Source organism: Pseudomonas sp. SWI44, assembly GCF_002947915.1.
GTDB lineage: Bacteria > Pseudomonadota > Gammaproteobacteria > Pseudomonadales > Pseudomonadaceae > Aquipseudomonas > Aquipseudomonas taiwanensis.
In genome coordinates this window covers 2,678,188-2,695,467 of record NZ_CP026674.1, presented here as the reverse complement: position 1 = coordinate 2,695,467, position 17,280 = coordinate 2,678,188, and the positions used below count along the sequence as shown (strand labels likewise).

At 61.5% G+C, this 17,280-nt stretch carries 14 protein-coding genes; 4 read left to right on the top strand and 10 right to left on the bottom strand.

Annotation, left to right across the window (positions count from 1 at the left end):
* Positions 1-5 precede the first annotated feature (5 nt).
* The 7 genes from C4Q26_RS12630 to C4Q26_RS12600 all read right to left on the bottom strand — a co-directional run bounded on the left by C4Q26_RS12630 (position 6) and on the right by C4Q26_RS12600 (position 8,321).
* Positions 6-899, bottom strand: coding sequence for an ABC transporter permease subunit (locus C4Q26_RS12630; RefSeq protein ID WP_023382944.1), 894 nt, complete (start codon positions 897-899; stop codon positions 6-8).
* A complete protein-coding gene (locus C4Q26_RS12625; RefSeq protein WP_023382945.1) occupies positions 896-1,816 on the bottom strand; it encodes an ABC transporter permease subunit in 921 nt (306 codons plus the stop codon). The genes C4Q26_RS12630 and C4Q26_RS12625 overlap by 4 nt, the downstream gene beginning before the upstream one ends.
* Positions 1,813-2,955, bottom strand: coding sequence for a polyamine ABC transporter ATP-binding protein (gene potA / locus C4Q26_RS12620; RefSeq protein ID WP_023382946.1), 1,143 nt, complete (start codon positions 2,953-2,955; stop codon positions 1,813-1,815). Before potA ends, C4Q26_RS12625 begins: the two co-directional genes overlap by 4 nt.
* A 60-nt stretch (positions 2,956-3,015) precedes the next feature.
* The gene (locus C4Q26_RS12615; protein ID WP_023382947.1) at positions 3,016-4,110 is read right to left on the bottom strand and encodes a polyamine ABC transporter substrate-binding protein; all 1,095 of its coding nucleotides are present in this window, start codon (positions 4,108-4,110) and stop codon (positions 3,016-3,018) included.
* 175 nt (positions 4,111-4,285) lie between these two features.
* Complete coding sequence (locus C4Q26_RS12610) at positions 4,286-5,383, bottom strand: polyamine ABC transporter substrate-binding protein (protein ID WP_027907214.1); 1,098 nt, start codon at positions 5,381-5,383, stop codon at positions 4,286-4,288.
* A gap of 169 nt (positions 5,384-5,552) precedes the next feature.
* Positions 5,553-6,914: an aspartate aminotransferase family protein gene (locus C4Q26_RS12605; protein ID WP_023382949.1), complete on the bottom strand. Its 1,362-nt coding sequence runs from the start codon at positions 6,912-6,914 to the stop codon at positions 5,553-5,555.
* 48 nt (positions 6,915-6,962) lie between these two features.
* On the bottom strand, positions 6,963-8,321 hold the full coding sequence (locus C4Q26_RS12600; protein WP_023382950.1) for a glutamine synthetase family protein: 1,359 nt from the start codon (positions 8,319-8,321) through the stop codon (positions 6,963-6,965).
* Between the two features lie 574 nt (positions 8,322-8,895).
* On the opposite strand from C4Q26_RS12600, the gene C4Q26_RS12590 reads away from it, so the two are divergent.
* The gene (locus C4Q26_RS12590; protein ID WP_016712594.1) at positions 8,896-10,272 is read left to right on the top strand and encodes a glutamine synthetase family protein; all 1,377 of its coding nucleotides are present in this window, start codon (positions 8,896-8,898) and stop codon (positions 10,270-10,272) included.
* 64 nt (positions 10,273-10,336) lie between these two features.
* On the opposite strand, the gene argA is transcribed toward C4Q26_RS12590, so the two are convergent.
* Together argA and argE are read right to left on the bottom strand one after the other, a co-directional pair.
* On the bottom strand, positions 10,337-11,635 hold the full coding sequence (gene argA / locus C4Q26_RS12585) for an amino-acid N-acetyltransferase (protein WP_023382951.1): 1,299 nt from the start codon (positions 11,633-11,635) through the stop codon (positions 10,337-10,339).
* 125 nt (positions 11,636-11,760) lie between these two features.
* Entirely contained in the window at positions 11,761-12,903 is a 1,143-nt protein-coding gene (gene argE / locus C4Q26_RS12580) for an acetylornithine deacetylase (RefSeq protein WP_023382952.1), read from the bottom strand.
* Positions 12,904-13,083: 180 nt separating this feature from the next.
* Between argE and C4Q26_RS12575 the strand changes: the two genes are divergently transcribed.
* The gene (locus tag C4Q26_RS12575) at positions 13,084-14,451 is read left to right on the top strand and encodes a CYTH domain-containing protein (protein ID WP_104883130.1); all 1,368 of its coding nucleotides are present in this window, start codon (positions 13,084-13,086) and stop codon (positions 14,449-14,451) included.
* 69 nt (positions 14,452-14,520) lie between these two features.
* Here C4Q26_RS12575 and C4Q26_RS12570 read toward each other — a convergent pair whose 3' ends face one another.
* The gene (locus C4Q26_RS12570; protein WP_023382954.1) at positions 14,521-14,991 is read right to left on the bottom strand and encodes an Lrp/AsnC family transcriptional regulator; all 471 of its coding nucleotides are present in this window, start codon (positions 14,989-14,991) and stop codon (positions 14,521-14,523) included.
* Between the two features lie 126 nt (positions 14,992-15,117).
* On the opposite strand from C4Q26_RS12570, the gene C4Q26_RS12565 reads away from it, so the two are divergent.
* Both C4Q26_RS12565 and C4Q26_RS12560 read left to right on the top strand, forming a co-directional pair.
* Positions 15,118-15,429 (top strand): hypothetical protein, encoded by a 312-nt coding sequence (locus C4Q26_RS12565; RefSeq protein WP_104883129.1) that lies wholly within the window; start codon positions 15,118-15,120, stop codon positions 15,427-15,429.
* 122 nt (positions 15,430-15,551) lie between these two features.
* Positions 15,552-17,237 carry a GspE/PulE family protein gene (locus tag C4Q26_RS12560; protein WP_027907213.1) on the top strand — a complete coding sequence of 562 codons (1,686 nt, stop codon included), beginning with the start codon at positions 15,552-15,554 and terminating at the stop codon, positions 17,235-17,237.
* Positions 17,238-17,280 lie beyond the last annotated feature (43 nt).

The window sequence follows — 17,280 nt, the reverse complement described above, 5'->3', positions numbered from 1 at the left end:
GCCGGTCAGGCCGACGCAGTGGCCGGAGCCGGGCGCCGCACCTGGGGCTGCGATACGTTCGCCGCCGCACCTTCTTCGATCGCCTGCTGAATCGCCTTGCGACGACGCTCTTCGGCCTGGCGGCTGAAGTACCAGACCAGGAAGGTTACCAGCGACACCGACAGCAGGATCAGGCTGGCCACGGCGTTGATTTCCGGCTTCACGCCCAGGCGCACCGCCGAGAACACTTCCATCGGCAAGGTGGTCGAACCGGGGCCGGACACGAAGCTGGCCAGCACCAGGTCATCCAGCGACAGGGCGAACGACATCATGCCGCCCGCCGCCAGCGAGGGCGCGATCATCGGGATGGTAATCAGGAAGAACACCTTCCACGGCTTGGCACCCAGGTCCATCGCCGCTTCCTCGATCGACAGGTCCAGCTCACGCAAGCGCGCCGACACCACTACCGCCACATAAGCCGCACAGAACGTGGTGTGGGCGATCCAGATGGTGACGATGCCACGCTCCTGCGGCCAGCCGATCATCTGCGCCATGGCCACGAACAGCAGCAACAGCGACAGACCGGTAATCACCTCAGGCATCACCAACGGCGCGGTCACCAGGCCACCGAACAGCGTGCGGCCCTTGAAGCGTGTCACACGGGTCAGCACGAAGGCCGCCAGGGTACCCAGCGCCACCGCTGCCACCGCCGTGTAGCAGGCGATCTCCAGCGAGCGCATCACCGAACCCATCAACTGGCTGTTGTCCAGCAGGCCAACGTACCACTTCACCGACCAGCCGCCCCACACCGTCACCAGCTTCGAGGCGTTGAACGAGTAGATCACCAGGATCAACATCGGCAGGTAGATGAACAGCAAGCCGAGCACCAGCATCAGCTTGGAGAAACTGAAGCGCTTCATGCCCTGCCCTCCATTTCTTTGGCCTGGCTGCGGTTGAACAGCAGGATCGGCACGATCAGGATCGCCAGCATCACCACCGCCAAGGCAGATGCCACCGGCCAGTCACGGTTGTTGAAGAACTCCTGCCACAGCACCTTACCGATCATCAAGGTTTCCGGGCCACCCAGCAGTTCAGGAATCACGAACTCACCCACGACCGGGATGAACACCAGCATGCAGCCGGCGATGATGCCGTTCTTCGACAGCGGCACGGTGATCTTCCAGAAGCTGTTGAAGGTGCTCGAACCCAGGTCAGACGCGGCCTCCAACAAGCTCGGGTCGTGTTTGACCAGGTTCGCGTACAGCGGCAGGATCATGAACGGCAGGTACGAATAGACCACGCCGATATACACCGCCAGGTTGGTGTTGAGGATCTGCAGCGGCTGGTCGATCAACCCGGTCCACAGCAGGAAGCCATTGAGCAGGCCGTTGTTGCTGAGAATGCCCATCCAGGCATAGACGCGGATCAGGATCGCGGTCCAGGTCGGCATCATGATCAGCAGCAGCAGTACTGTCTGGGTTTCCTTCTTGGCGTTGGCAATCGCATACGCCATGGGATAGCCGATCAGCAGGCACAACAGCGTGCTGAAGAACGCCATCTTCAACGAACCCAGATAAGCCGAGATGTACAGCTCATCCTCGGTCAGCAGTCCGTAGTTGGCCAGGTTCAGCACCAGTTGAACCTTGTCTTCGACGTAGCTGTAGATCTCGGTGTACGGCGGGATCGCCACGTCGGCTTCGGCAAAGCTGATCTTCAGAACGATGAAGAACGGCAGCATGAAGAACAGGAACAGCCAGATGAAGGGCACGCCGATCACCAGATGCCGCCCCTCCGGGGTGATGCGCTTGAAGGCTCGCTTGAGCTTGCTCGGTTTCATGACCGCAGTACCACGCCGCTGTCGTCTTCCCACCATACGTACACTTCGTCGCCCCAGGTCGGGCGGGTACCCTGGCGCTCGGCGTTGGCAACGAACGACTGGACGACCTTGCCACTCGGCAGTTCGACGTAGAACACCGAATGGCCACCCAGGTAAGCGATGTCATGCACCTTGCCACGCGACCAGTTGTGCTCGCAGGTCGGCTGGGTGGTGGTGACCAGCAGCTTCTCCGGGCGCAACGCGTAGGTGATGTGCTTGTCTTCTACCGAGGTAGTGACACCGTGGCCGACATAGATTTTACGTTCGAGCTCCGGGCTTGCGATGATCGCGTGGCCTTCGGCGTCGTCGACCACCTCACCTTCGAACAGGTTGACGTTGCCGATGAACTCGCAGACCAGGCGGCTGGTCGGGGTCTCGTAGACGTCGATAGGGCTGCCGATCTGGGCGATCCAGCCCAGGTGCATGATGGCGATACGCTGGGCCATGGTCATGGCCTCTTCCTGGTCGTGGGTCACCATCACGCAGGTCACACCGACCCGCTCGATGATTTCGACCAGTTCAAGTTGCATCTGCGAGCGCAGCTTCTTGTCCAGAGCGCCCATCGGCTCGTCGAGCAGCAACAGTTTCGGGCGTTTGGCCAGCGAGCGGGCCAGTGCCACACGCTGACGCTGACCACCGGAAAGCTGGTGCGGCTTGCGCTTGGCGTACTGGGTCATGTGCACCAGCTTGAGCATCTCCGCCACGCGGGCTTCGATCTCGGCCTTGGGCATCTTGTCCTGCTGCAGGCCGAAGGCGATGTTCTGCGCCACGGTCATGTGCGGGAACAGCGCATAGGACTGGAACATCATGTTGATCGGCCGCTCGTAGGGCGGCATGTCGGTGATGTCGACGCCATCGAGGAAAATCCGCCCTTCGGTCGGACGCTCGAAGCCCGCCAGCATACGCAGGAGGGTCGATTTACCGGAACCGGAGCCTCCCAGCAGGGCGAAGATTTCACCCTTGCGGATTTCCAGGGACACATCGTCCACGGCTACCGTTTCGTCGAATTTTTTCGTGACCCGGTCGATCTTGACCAGCACCTGCTTGGGTTGCTGGCCACCCTCGAGGGCTTTTTTATAGGCACCGGAGGCAACTGCCATGAGTGAAACTCCCAACAAGATTTGTGTGCCCGCCCCGTCTGGCGCGGCAGGCCTGGATTGTTACTTGCCCGACTTGACCTTGGTCCAGCTGCGGGTCATCAAACGTTGCACCTTGGGTGGCAACTCACTGTTCACGAACATCTTGTCCAGCACTTCCTGCGGTGGGTAAACCGCAGCGTCAGTCCTCACGGCCTGGTCCATCAGGTCGCCAGCCTTGGGGTTCGGGTTGGCGTAACCGACGTAATCACTGACCTGGGCGATAACCTCAGGCTTCAGCAAATAGTTGATGAAGGCGTGGGCCTCTTTCACGTTCTTGGCGTCCTTGGGAATCGCCAGTACGTCGAACCAGAGGTTGCCGCCCTCCTTGGGAATCGCGTAGGCCAGGTTCACGCCTTTCTTCGCTTCTTCAGCGCGGGTCTTGGCCTGGAACACATCACCGGAGAACCCTGCCGCGACGCAGATGTCGCCGTTGGCCAGGTCGGTGATGTACTTGGAGGAGTGGAAATACGTCACGTAGGGGCGTACCGCCAGCAGCTTCTTCTCAGCCTTGGCGTAGTCCTTGGCATCGGTGCTATTGGGGTTCAAACCCATGTAGTTGAGCACCGCCGGCAGCATTTCGTCCGCCGAGTCGAGGAAGGCCACACCGCACTTGGACAGTTTCTTCATATTCTCGGGCTCGAACAGCACCGCCCACGAGTCGATGGTGTCCACGCCGAGCGCGGCCTTGACCTTGTCGACGTTGTAGCCGATTCCATTGGTGCCCCACAGGTACGGCACGGCGTACTGGTTGCCCGGATCGTTCTTTTCCAGGCGCTTCATCAGCGCCGGGTCCAGGTTGGAATAATCAGGCAGCAGGCTCTTGTCGAGCTTCTGGAACGCGCCCGCCTTGATCTGCTTGCCCAGGAAATGGTTGGACGGCACGACTACGTCGTAGCCGGTGTTACCGGCCAGCAGCTTGCCTTCCAAGGTTTCATTGGAGTCGAAGACGTCCTGCACCGGCTTGATACCGGTCGCTTTCTCGAAATCCGCGAGGGTGTTAGGGCCGATATAATCGGACCAGTTGTAGAAGTGCACCGTAGGCGCCGCTTGGACGCTGCATGCCAGCGTCAGGCCCGCTCCAGCCATCAAGGCCTTGCGTAAAACAGAAATAGACAAGTGGGTGGTCCTCACAATCAGTGCCTCGGTGACGGCTCGCTTCATGGGTACGAGCGCTGCCGCACACGTAAAACCGGCGCGCAACTTACCTTCGCAGCCTCGATGCCGCAATCATCAATTGCCTTTCACTGCCTCTGGGCCGGAAAGCCCCGGCCCAGAGGGTTCAGCATCGGGTTTACTTGCCCGACTTGATCTTGGTCCAGCTGCGAGTGATGACGCGCTGGGCGGCGGCTTCTGGAGCAGCAATCGCGTACAGCTGTTTCTTCACTTCGGCAGGCGGATAGATGCTTGGGTCGCTGGTGATGTCCTTGTCCACGAACTGGGTCGCGGCCTTGTTGCCATTCGGGAAGCGCACGGCGTTGGTGATCTCGGCCATGATCTCCGGCTGCATCAGGAAGTCCATGAACTTGTAGGCAGCGTCCTTGTGCTCGGCATCCTTCGGCATGGCGACCATGTCGTAGAAGGTACCGGCGCCTTCTTTCGGAATGACGTAGTCCAGCTTGACCTTGTCGCCCGCTTCATGGGCACGCGCCTTGGACTGCTCCAGGTCACCCGAGTAACCGACGGCGACGCAGATGTTGCCGTTGGCCAGGTCACCGATGTACTTGGACGAGTGGAAGTAGGTGATCGAAGGACGGATGCTCAGGAACAGGTCCTCGGCGGCCTTCAGGTCTTCCTTCTTGGTGCTGTTGGTCGGCTTGCCCAGGTAGTGCAGTGCGGCCGGCAGCATTTCGGTCGGCGCATCGAGGAAGCTCACGCCGCAGCTCTTGAGCTTGGCGATGTTCTCTGGCTTGAACACGGCGTCCCAGGAGTCGATCTTGTCGACGCCCAGCGCGGCCTTGACCTTCTCAGGGTTGTAGCCAATACCGATCGAACCCCACATGTAGGGGAAGGCGTATTTGTTACCCGGGTCGCTGGCATCGCCGACGGCCTTGAGCAGGTCTTCGTCGAGGTTTTTCCAGTTCGGCAGCTTGGAACGGTCCAGCTCCTGATACACACCAGCCTTGATCTGCTTGGCCAGGAAGTTGTTGGACGGCACAACGATGTCGTAACCGGACTTGCCCGCCAGCAGCTTGGCTTCCAGGGTTTCGTTGCTGTCGAAGACGTCGTACTTGACCTTGATGCCAGTCTGCTTCTCGAACTTGGCGACCGTTTCCGGAGCGATGTAGTCCGACCAGTTGTAGACGTTCAGGACTTTGTCTTCAGCCTGCACAGCGGTGGCCATGGCACCCATCAGGGCTGCGGCCAGCAACGTCTTGCCCATTTTCTTCATGCGTCATGCTCCAGATTTTTTTGATTAGCCATCCGTTCAGCTGCCAGGTCCCGCAGTACACGCGTTGGGCGACTGAAACAGTCGCTAGTCTGGCAAGTTCCAAGGCGCTGTTTCAAGGAAAGCAGAGCCTTGTCCGCAACTAATGTCACAACGCTAGCCTAGCAGGCGCTCACTTGATCGCTTCATAGGTCAGGTCCAGGCACTTGCGCGCCTTCTCTACCAACTCGTCCACCTCTGCATGGCTGATGACCAGGGGCGGGGCGATGATCATGGTGTCGCCGACCGCACGCATGATCAGGCCGTTCTCGAAGCAGAAGTTGCGGCAGATCATGCCTACGCCCTTGCCTTCGTAACGGCTGCGGGTGGCTTTGTCCTTGACCAGCTCGATCGCACCGAGCAGGCCCAGGCCGCGCACTTCGCCAACCAGCGGGTGGTCTTGCAGCTCTCGCAGACGCTTTTGCAAGTAGGGTGCCACATCTGTGCGAGCCTTCTCGACGATCTTCTCGTCGCGCAGGATGCGCAGGTTTTCCAGGCCCACCGCCGCCGCAACCGGGTGGCCGGAGTAGGTGAAGCCGTGGTTGAAGTCACCACCTTCGCTGAGCACCTGGGCGACTGTGTCACGCACGATCACACCGCCCATGGGGATGTAACCGGAGGTCAGGCCCTTGGCGATGGTCATCAGGTCTGGCTTGAGGTCGTAGTAGTCCGAACCGAACCACTCGCCGGTACGGCCGAAACCGCAGATCACTTCGTCGGCGACGAACAGGATGTCGTACTTGGCAAGGATCTCCTTGACCTTCGGCCAGTAGGTCACTGGCGGAATGATCACGCCGCCAGCGCCCTGAATCGGCTCGGCGATGAAGGCCGCGACGTTGTCTTCGCCAACCTCCAGAATTTTCTTCTCCAGTTGCTCGGCAGCCCAAACCCCGAATTCATCAGGGGTCATGTCGCCGCCCTCGCCGAACCAGTACGGCTGAGGGATGTGCACGATGCCCGGGATCGGCAGGCCGCCCTGCTCGTGCATGCCGCTCATGCCACCCAGGCTTGCACCGGCGACAGTGGAGCCGTGGTAACCGTTGATGCGGCCGATGATGGTCTGTTTCTGCGGCTTGCCCTTGAGCGCCCAGTAATGACGGACCATGCGCAGCACGGTGTCATTGCCTTCGGAGCCGGAACCGGTGAAGAACACATGGGTCATGCCCTTCGGCGCCACGTCGGTAATGGCCTTGGCCAGCTCCAACGCAGGTGGGTGGGCGGTCTGGAAGAACAGGTTGTAGTACGGCAGTTCTCGCATCTGCTTTTCTGCCGCCTGCACCAGCTCTTCACGGCCATAGCCGACTGCAACGCACCACAGGCCAGCCATGCCGTCGAGGATCTTGTGCCCCTCGCTGTCCCACAAATGCACACCCTGCGCCTTGGTGATGATGCGCGGCCCTTTCTCCTTCAACTGCTTGTAGTCAGAGAAAGGTGCAAGGTGGTGCTCGCCGCTCAGGGTTTGCCATTCACGGGTTTGCGGGTTGTTGACGCTCATGTGCCTCTCCATTTTCCGGCGGCCGCCCTTGAGCGGCCTCAGGGTTGATCAGACAGCGAACAGCAGGAACTCACGTTCCCAGGAGCTGATGACGCGTTTGAAGTTTTCATGCTCGGCGCGCTTGGTGGCGACGTAGCCGGTGATGAATTTCTTGCCCAGGTACTGGGTCAGCGCGCGGCTGATTTCCATACGCTCAAGGGCATCCTCGATGGTCAGCGGCAGGCGCAGGTTACGCCGCTCATAGCCTCGGCCCACCACCGGTGCGCTGGCTTCGATACCTTCGACCATGCCGATGTAGCCGCACAGCAGGCTCGCCGCGATGGCCAGGTAGGGGTTCGCATCAGCACCGGGGAGGCGGTTTTCGACACGCCGGCTCTGTGGCCCGGCATCCGGCACCCGCAGGCCAACCGTGCGGTTCTCTTCGCCCCATTCGACGTTCACCGGCGCCGAGGTATCGGGCAGGAAACGACGGAACGAGTTGACGTTGGGAGCGAACAGCGGCAGCGCTTCGGGAATGAATCTCTGCAAGCCACCGATGTGGTGGAGGAACAGCTGACTCATGCTGCCGTCTTCATTGGAGAAGATGTTCTTGCCGGTGTGCACGTCAACCACGCTCTGGTGCAAGTGCATGGCACTGCCCGGCTCGCCGGTCATCGGCTTGGCCATGAAGGTCGCGGCCACATTGTGCTTGAGCGCCGCCTCGCGCATGGTGCGTTTGAACACCAGGATCTGGTCGGCCAGGTGCAGGGCGTCGCCATGACGGAAGTTGATCTCCATCTGCGCCGTGCCGTCTTCGTGGATCAGCGTGTCGAGGTCCAGCTGCTGCAGCTCGCACCAGTCGTAGACATCTTCAAACAGCGGGTCGAATTCGTTGGCTGCCTCGATGGAGAACGACTGCCGACCGGTTTCCGGGCGGCCCGAACGGCCCACCGGGGGCTGCAGCGGGAAGTCCGGGTCTTCGCTACGCTTGGTCAGGTAGAACTCCATCTCGGGCGCGACGATCGGCTGCCAGCCCTTGTCGGCATAGAGTTTGAGCACTTTTTTCAGGACGTTGCGCGGCGACAGTTCGACCGGGTTGCCCTTCTTGTCGTAGGTGTCGTGAATGACCTGGGCAGTTGGCTCGATGGCCCACGGCACCAGGAACACGGCGTTCTCGTCCGGGCGGCAGATCATGTCGATGTCGGCAGGATCGAGCAGTTCGTAATAGATGTCGTCGTCGACGTAGTCGCCGGTCACGGTTTGCAGCAACACGCTCTCGGGCAGGCGCATGCCTTTTTCGGCGATGAACTTGTTGGTGGGCGATATCTTGCCGCGCGTGATGCCGGTCAAGTCGCTGATCAGGCACTCGACTTCGGTGATCTTGTGCTCTTTCAACCAATCGGTGAGCTGGTCGAGGTTGTTACTCATAAATACCTCAGGAGGTAAGGTGGTCCGCGCTCTGATTCTGGATGGAGTACATTGCTAAAGCAAAAACCCGCGCGCAGGACCGCAGTGGATACACTGGAAACAGGCGTATCCGTAATGAGTTCGATGGGCAGAAAGGCGAAAAGAGGTGCGATAGACCGCTACGGGGCGTGGTCCGCGAAGGCCAGGCGTCAATTATTGCGGCCAGTGCAGCCGACCAATCGTCGGGGCGCGCAAATAGGACGGAGATACCCGATGGTGCTGCACTGGCAGCACGTACAGGTCGCGACAAGCGGACCATGTGACCCTCGTATTATTGTGTTCTGGGTTGAGACCGAGCTTAGCCTTGTTCATTTTTTTACACAACACCTCCGTAAAAAATAAAACACGGCGTGTCGGAGATAGCCCTTCGCAGCGGAAATAGCGGATAATGGATTGCCCCGATATGCAGCAAATCTGCCGTCGATGTGCCATTTCAGGGCATCATGGGGTTGGCTTGACATCAGTATGTCTTTTCGATTGACTGGACCTGCAAGCCCCCCTTGATTGATATTTTTAACAACAAAGGTGTTGCATCATGTCGGTACCCCCGCGTGCCGTTCAGCTTAACGAAGCGAACGCGTTCCTTAAGGAACATCCTGAGGTTCTCTACGTTGACCTTCTGATTGCAGATATGAATGGTGTGGTTCGTGGCAAGCGAATCGAACGCACCAGCCTCCACAAGGTTTACGAGAAAGGCATCAACCTGCCGGCCTCCCTCTTCGCCCTGGATATCAACGGTTCCACCGTTGAAAGCACCGGGCTGGGCCTGGACATCGGCGATGCCGACCGCATCTGCTACCCGATTCCCGGCACCCTCTCCAACGAACCCTGGCAGAAGCGCCCCACCGCTCAGCTGCTGATGACCATGCACGAGCTCGAAGGCGAGCCGTTCTTCGCCGACCCGCGCGAAGTGCTGCGTCAGGTAGTGAGCAAATTCACCGAGATGGGCCTCACCATCTGCGCAGCCTTCGAGCTGGAGTTCTACCTGATCGACCAGGAGAACGTGAACGGCCGTCCACAGCCACCGCGTTCACCCATTTCGGGCAAGCGTCCGCAGTCGACCCAGGTGTACCTGATCGACGACCTCGACGAATACGCCGACTGCCTCCAGGACATCCTCGAAGGTGCCAAGGAGCAAGGTATTCCGGCCGACGCCATCGTCAAGGAAAGCGCCCCGGCGCAGTTCGAAGTCAACCTGCACCACGTCGCCGACCCGCTCAAGGCCTGCGACTATGCCGTGCTGCTCAAGCGCTTGATCAAGAACATCGCCTACGACCATGAAATGGACACCACCTTCATGGCCAAGCCCTACCCGGGCCAGGCAGGCAACGGCCTGCATGTACACATCTCCGTGCTGGACAAAGATGGCAACAACATCTTCACCAGCGAGGATCCCGAGCAGAACGCCGCGCTACGTCACGCTGTCGGCGGTGTGCTCGAGACCCTGCCCGCGTCCATGGCGTTCCTCTGCCCGAACGTCAACTCGTACCGCCGCTTCGGCGCCCAGTTCTACGTGCCGAACGCGCCGAGCTGGGGTCTGGACAACCGCACCGTGGCCCTGCGCGTGCCGACTGGCTCGCCAGATGCCGTGCGCATCGAGCATCGCGTTGCCGGTGCCGATGCCAACCCGTACCTGATGATGGCGGCCGTCCTGGCGGGCGTGCACCATGGCCTGACCAACAAAATCGAGCCAGGCGAGCCGATCGAAGGCAACTCGTACGAGCAGCTGGAACAGAGCCTGCCGAACAACCTGCGCGATGCCCTGCGCGAGCTGGACGACAGCGAGATCCTGAACAAGTACATCGATCCGAAGTACATCGACATCTTTGTCGCGTGCAAGGAAAGCGAGCTGGAGGAGTTCGAGCACTCGATCTCCGACCTCGAGTACAACTGGTACCTGCATACCGTGTAAACGAAAACGCCGCCCACAAGGGCGGCGTTTTTCATTGCGGGCCGCGAAGCCGGCAAGCACAGGCTTACAGGGATTTCTCGAAAATCTTCGAATTGCGCTGATAGTTGTACAGCGAAGCTCGCGCCGCCGGCAGCCGCTCGACCCCACTGGGCGCGAACCCACGCTCGCGGAACCAGTGCGCGGTACGCGTCGTCAACACGAACAAGGTATTCAACCCCAACTGCCGCGCCCGGCTCTCGATGCGCTCCAGCAACTCGTCCCCGCGCCCGCCATGGCGGTACTCTGGGTTGACCGCCAGGCACGCCAGTTCGCCCGCTTCGGAATCGGCTATCGGGTACAACGCCGCACAGGCGATGATCATGCCCTCACGCTCGACCACGCTGAACTGCTCGATCTCCCGCTCCAGCACCTCGCGCGAACGACGTACCAGAATGCCCTGCTCTTCCAGCGGACTGATCAACTCCAGCAAGCCGCCGACGTCGTCGATGGTAGCCTCGCGCACCACCTCGAACTGTTCCTGGGAAACCAGCGTACCGCCACCCTCACGGGTGAACAGCTCGGTCAACAGCGCGCCATCTTCGGCATAACTGACGATATGACTGCGCGCCACGCCCCCCTTGCACGCCTCGGCGGCAGCATCGAGCAACTCGCCCTGGTAATCGCTGCCCAGACGGGCCAAATGCGGTGCGACCTGTTGCGGGCGCAGCTCGCGCACCAGCTTGCCGTTCTCGTCCAGCAAACCCGGTTCGGCGCCGAACAACAGCAGCTTGTCAGCACCCAATTCGATGGCCGCCCGGGTGGCGACGTCTTCGCAGGCCAAATTGAAGATTTCACCCGTAGGCGAATACCCCAGGGGCGACAGCAGCACGATGGAGCGCTCGTCGAGCAAGCGGCTGATGCCCTTGCGGTCGATCCGACGCACTTCGCCGGTGTGGTGGAAATCGACCCCTTCGAGTACGCCGATCGGCCGTGCGGTGACCAGGTTGCCGCAGGCCACACGCAAGCGCGAGCCCTGCATCGGTGAGGCGGCGATATCCATCGACAGCCGCGCCTCGATGGCAAGACGCAAGGCGCCGACTGCATCGATCACGCAGTCCAGGGTGGCCGCGTCAGTGATGCGCAAGCCGCGGTGGTAGTGCGGCGTCAGCCCGCGAGCCGCCAGGCGGCTTTCGATTTGTGGACGCGAGCCATGCACCAGTACCAGCCGCACGCCAAGACTGTGCAGCAGTACCAGGTCATGGACGATATTGCCGAAGTTCGGGTGCTCCACACCATCGCCGGGGAGCATGACCACGAAGGTGCAATCGCGATGAGCATTGATGTACGGGGAGGCATGACGCAGCCAGTTGACGTATTCGGGCATGACAGGGCCTGTGGATAAAGTGGACGGAGAACGGTGGATCACACGGCGTTCAGGATCATCGTCGGAACAGGCTTGCGGTCACGCGCGGTCTCCTCTAGGCAAGAACGAATCAGCTCGATTGACGTTTAATTCAGGCAATAGTGCCGGATCAGGTCACGCAATAGACGCACGGTAGGCTCGATTCGTGACATTTCAAGGTATTCGCCCGGCTGGTGAGCACAGGCGATGTCACCGGGGCCGAGCACGATGGTCTGGCAACCCAGCTGCTGAAGATAAGGCGCTTCGGTGCCGAACGCCACCGCTTCGGCGCGATGCCCGGTCAGACGTTCGGCTACCTGTACCAGCTCGGCATCGGCGGCCTGCTCGAACGGTGGCACTTCCGGGAACAGCGGCGCGTAGTCGATACGCACCTCATGGCGCTCAGCCAGCGGCACCAACTTCTCGCGGATGGCCGCGCGCAACTGCTCCACGTCCATGCCAGGCAAAGGACGCAGGTCGAACTCCAGCGCGCACTGGCCACAGATGCGGTTAGGGTTGTCGCCACCGTGGATGCAGCCGAAGTTCATGGTCGGTGTCGGTACGGAGAACTGCGGGTTGCGGTAGGTTTCCTGCCATTGCCGGCGCAAGCCCATCAACTCGCCCATGACCGCATGCATGGCCTCCATGGCGCTGCGCCCCAGGCTTGGGTCGGAGGAGTGGCCGCTGCGCCCGAGGATGTCGATTCGGTCCATGAGAATGCCCTTGTGCATGCGAATCGGCCGCAGGCCCGTGGGCTCGCCAATCACCGCCGCACGCCCAAGAGGCTGCCCGGCTTCTGCCAGGGCGCGGGCCCCAGACATGGAGCTTTCTTCGTCGCAGGTGGCCAGGATCAGCAACGGCTGCTTGAAGTCGTGCTCCAGCAACGGCAGCACCGCTTCGATCACCAAGGCGAAAAAGCCCTTCATGTCGCAACTGCCAAGCCCGACCCAGCGACCATCGACCTCGGTCAGCTTGAGCGGATCACTCGCCCACAGCTGCGGGTCATAGGGCACCGTATCGCTGTGACCTGCCAGCACAAGGCCGCCAGGGCCGGTGCCACGACTGGCCAACAGGTTGAACTTGCCGGGGCTGACTGGCTGAATGTCGCACTTGAACCCCAGGTCGGCCAACCAGCCTGCCAGCAGGTCGATGACCTGGCGGTTGGACTGGTCCAGCGCGGGCTGGGTGCAACTGACCGAGGGCGCGGCAACCAAGGCGGCGAACTGGTCTTTGAGCGTCGGCAACGGCATGCGCATACTCCTCGAAAGCGTTGCCCATCATAGCAACGCATTCCTGCTCGCGGGCAACCCGCTGGCCCTGTGGAAGTCCCCTTGCGTCGCCAAAGCAGGGCAAAGCCCTGGCAAACTCAACAGTCCACAGCCGACTCCTGTAGACTCACCGCCAACCACGCCCCTCCCTTCGAGCCTGTGATGCACAAAGAAACCGAACTCAAGCTCCGCGCCAGCCGCGAGACCCTTGCCGCCCTGCGCGAGCACCCCCTGCTGAAGAAGCGCAACAAGTCCGGCTGGCAGACCCGCGAGCTGCTCAACCAGTACTTCGATACCCCCGAGCGCGACCTCTCGGCTGCCCGCGTCGCCCTGCGCCTGCGCCGTGACGGCGATGTGATCATCCAGACCCTCAAGTGCCGTGGCCAAAGCGTTGCCGGCCTGTCCGAGCGCAACGAATTCGAATGGCAGCTGGACAAGGTCAAGCTGGACCTGAAAAAGCTCGACGCCACCTGCTGGCCCGAGCAACTGGCCGACCTGGACAAGAAAACCATCAAGCCGCTGTTCACCACCGACTTCACCCGCGAATACGCTGAAATCGCCTGGGGTCGGGGCAAGAGCAAGGTGGTGATCGAAGCCGCGCTGGACCAGGGCTTCGTGATCGCCGGCAAACGCAAGGAAGAGATCTGCGAGCTGGAACTCGAGCTGCGCGAAGGTGCCCCGGAGGCATTGCTCGAACTTGCCGCCGAGCTGGCCGCCAGCCTGTCACTGATGCCCTGCGACATCAGCAAGGCCGAGCGCGGCTACCGCCTGCTGGATCCCGACAGCTACGAGTTGGGCCTGCCCCACACCGAGCTGGACGCCGAAATGGCCGTGGACGACGCCTACGCCGCACTCGCCTGGCAACTGCTGGGCAGCAGCCAGCGCCTGGCTGAGCAATACCGCCACAACGGTCACTGGCGCTTGTTGCAGGAATGGGTCCTGTGCCTCAGCGAACTGCGCGCCCTGACCAGCAGCCTGGGCCAGGCCGCACCACGCCCGACTACTCGCGCCCTGCGCACCCGCCTGGACGCACTGCTGGAAGACTGGCGCCCGCTGGTTCAGGCCGGCAACGATGACGAAGACATCCGCCGCGCCGCGCCCGAGCAGTTCGCCGAAGAGCTGGAAGACATCCGTTGGGGCCAGTTCTCGCTGGAAACGTCTCGCTGGCTGCTAGCCCGTAGTTGGACTCTGGATCGTAAAGGCCGTGGCGAGCGCCAGGGCAAGGCGCAACTGGCCAGCTGGCTGGGCCACCTGCTGGGCGAGGAAGGCCGCGCCCTGAAGCTGCCGCTCTACACTCAGCGCCCAGAAGACCTGGCCGAGCAGTTGCCGCGTCTCGAACAGCTGCTGGCCTGGCTGCACCACGCACGCCAGGTGCTCGAAGCGCCGCAGATGGACCGCCTGTATGGCGACCTGAAGAAACTGCACGAGCTGGCCGAACAACCCCTGTCCGATGAGCTGCTCGAAGCGCGCATCGAGCAGGCCCGCGCGGTGGATCAGAGCCGCGGTTGGAAGTATCTGATCAAGGCTTGAGTCAGCGTAAACCCCGCCGGCTAGCCGCTCATGCAGGGGCTGCGATGATTTGCGGATCATCGCAGTCGCTCAACGCGCCAGCGGCAGGCTGGTCGTGGACTTGATCTCGGACAAGGCCACGATCGAATTGACCTCCTGGATCCCCGGCACATTCGACAGCTTCTCGAAGAAAAACCGTTCGTAGGCTTCAATGTCCGGCGTGACGATGCGCAACAGAAAGTCCACCGACCCCATCAGCACATAACACTCCAGCACTTCCGGAAAGCCGCGAATCGCTTCGGTGAACTCGGTGAAGTTGGAGCGCCCGTGAGCGTTGAGTTTCACCTCGGCGAAAATCTGCGTGTTGAGCCCGACTTTCTTGCGATCGAGCAAGGTCACCTGGCCCCGAATCACCCCCTCCTCCTTCAGGCGCTGAATGCGACGCCAGCACGGCGATTGCGAAAGCCCGACACGCTCGGCGATCTGTGCGCTGGACAACGAGGCGTCCTCCTGCAGCAGCTCAAGAATGCGTCGGTCGTAGGCGTCCAGCTCGCCATGCATTTTTAATTCTCTCATAGAATGGTTTTTGAATTGATCAATTCGCCTCACCGGCGAAATCCACCCATCATAGCGAAAAAATGCCTTTGGAAACGTGCAAGAATTCTTCCCACTCTTGCGGAGAACAGCATGAACGCACAGCCCCGTACCGACGTCTGGGCGGCCAACAACGCCCACAGCACCGTCAACTATCGCCTGCAGGCCGAGGCCGAACCCGACAGCCTGTGCCGGGTACTCAACCTGTTTGCCCTGCAGTTCCTCACGCCACACAGCGTGCAGGTCAGCCAGCAGGATGACTGGTTGAATATCGAGGTGGGCATCGGTGGACTGAGCTGGCACCGGGCCGAGGTGATAGCGCAAAAACTGCGTAACCTGGTGTGTGTGGGTGAGGTGAGCCTGACCAACCAGCAGTGGCTCGTCAGGTCGTCACGAGCACTGTAAGCGCCGTCTCGCCAATGACCGGGCAGTGACAGGCCCTGCAAGATCCAGAAACCCTTCATGTTCGGCAACCTCCCCCCGCCCGGCTAGCCTGAGCAGCACCTCCATCAGGCACGGACGCCTCCATGCATACCCAAGACAACCCGGCACTCGACCTCAGGCGCGTGCTCGAAGCCCTGCTCACCGACCAGCACCTGCACGCCAACGACACCCTGCAGGTGCTTAGGCACGCCGCCACCCAACCCGCCCGCCATCCGTTGGAACAAATCGCCGCCTGTGGCCTGCAAGATCGCCAGCAGCCAGGCCAACGCCTTGATCTGGACCGCCTCTGCCAATGGCTTGCGAACAAGGTCGGCCAGCCCTACATGCAAATCGACCCCATGCAGCTCGACCTGTCCCAGGTCACGGGTCTGGTTTCCCCAGCATTCGCTCAACGCCATGGCATCCTGGTCGTGCACGCCGATGCCCAGCGCGTCACCGTCGCCAGCGCCCAACCTTTTCAGGACAGTTGGCAGGCCGACCTGGCGCGCAGCCTGGGTAAACCCATTCGCCGCGTACTGGCCAACCCGGTGCAACTCCGCCAGCTAGGCCAGTCGCTCTTTCGCCTGGCCCATTCGGTAAAGGGCGCGCAGCATCAGCAATCGGCCAGCCTGGGCGACCTGGAGCAGTTGCTGGAGCTGGGCAAGCGCCAGGCCGAAGCCTCGGCTGACGATGCCCATATCGTGCACATCGTCGATTGGCTGCTGCAGTACGCCGTCGAACAACGGGCCAGTGACATCCACCTGGAGCCCCGCCGCGACCAGGGCCGACTGCGCTACCGCATCGACGGCCTGCTGCACACGGTCTATGCCTTCCCTGCCGGCGTGACCCTGGCGGTCGTCAGCCGCCTCAAGCACCTAGGGCGCATGGATGTCGCGGAAAAACGCCGGCCTCAGGATGGTCGACTTAAGAGCCGTCTGCCTGGCGGCGAAGAAGTCGAGCTGCGCCTTTCGTCCCTCCCTACCCCGTTTGGCGAAAAACTGGTGCTGCGCCTGTTCGACCCGCAGCAATTGCATGAGCGCTTCGACAGCCTGGGTCTTGAAGGCGAACAGCTTGCCCTGTGGCAAGCACTGTTGCGTCGACGACAGGGCATCATCCTGGTCACCGGACCCACCGGCTCCGGCAAGACCAGCACCCTGTACGCGAGCCTTAAGTCGCTGGCCACGCCCGAGGTCAACCTGTGCACCATCGAAGACCCTGTCGAGCGCCTGGAGCCTGCGTTCAACCAGTTGCAAGTCCAACCAAGCCTTGACCTGAGCTTCGCCAACGGCGCCCGCGCCCTGCTGCGCCAGGACCCGGATATCATCATGATCGGTGAAATTCGCGACCGCGAAACGGCGCTGGTGGCGGTTCAGGCGGCCTTGACCGGGCATCTGGTGCTGTCCACGTTACACACCAACGACGCCTGTAGCGCCATCACTCGGCTGCAAGAGCTGGGCGTCGCCGATTACCTGATCAAGGCAACCCTTATCGGCGTCATGGCCCAGCGTCTGGTGCGCACCTTGTGCGACGAGTGCAATGGACGTCCGACGATGGGAGAAGGCCAGCCATGCCGCCGCTGCCGTGGCACTGGTTTCCAAGGCCGAACCGGTCTTTTCGAGCTGCTGACCCCAAGCGACGAGCTTCGCGCGCGGATAAGCCCGGGCACCGACCTTGCAGCATTGCGTGACCAGGCCAGGGAGGATGGACTAAAGGATCTTCGAAGCTGCGGGGAAGCGAAAGTGGCGCTGGGTCTGACCAGCCTCGAGGAGGTCCTGAGGGTCTGCACCTGAGCAAAAAAAGCCTTGTATTCAAGGAACTTGCGTCAGTGCGGCA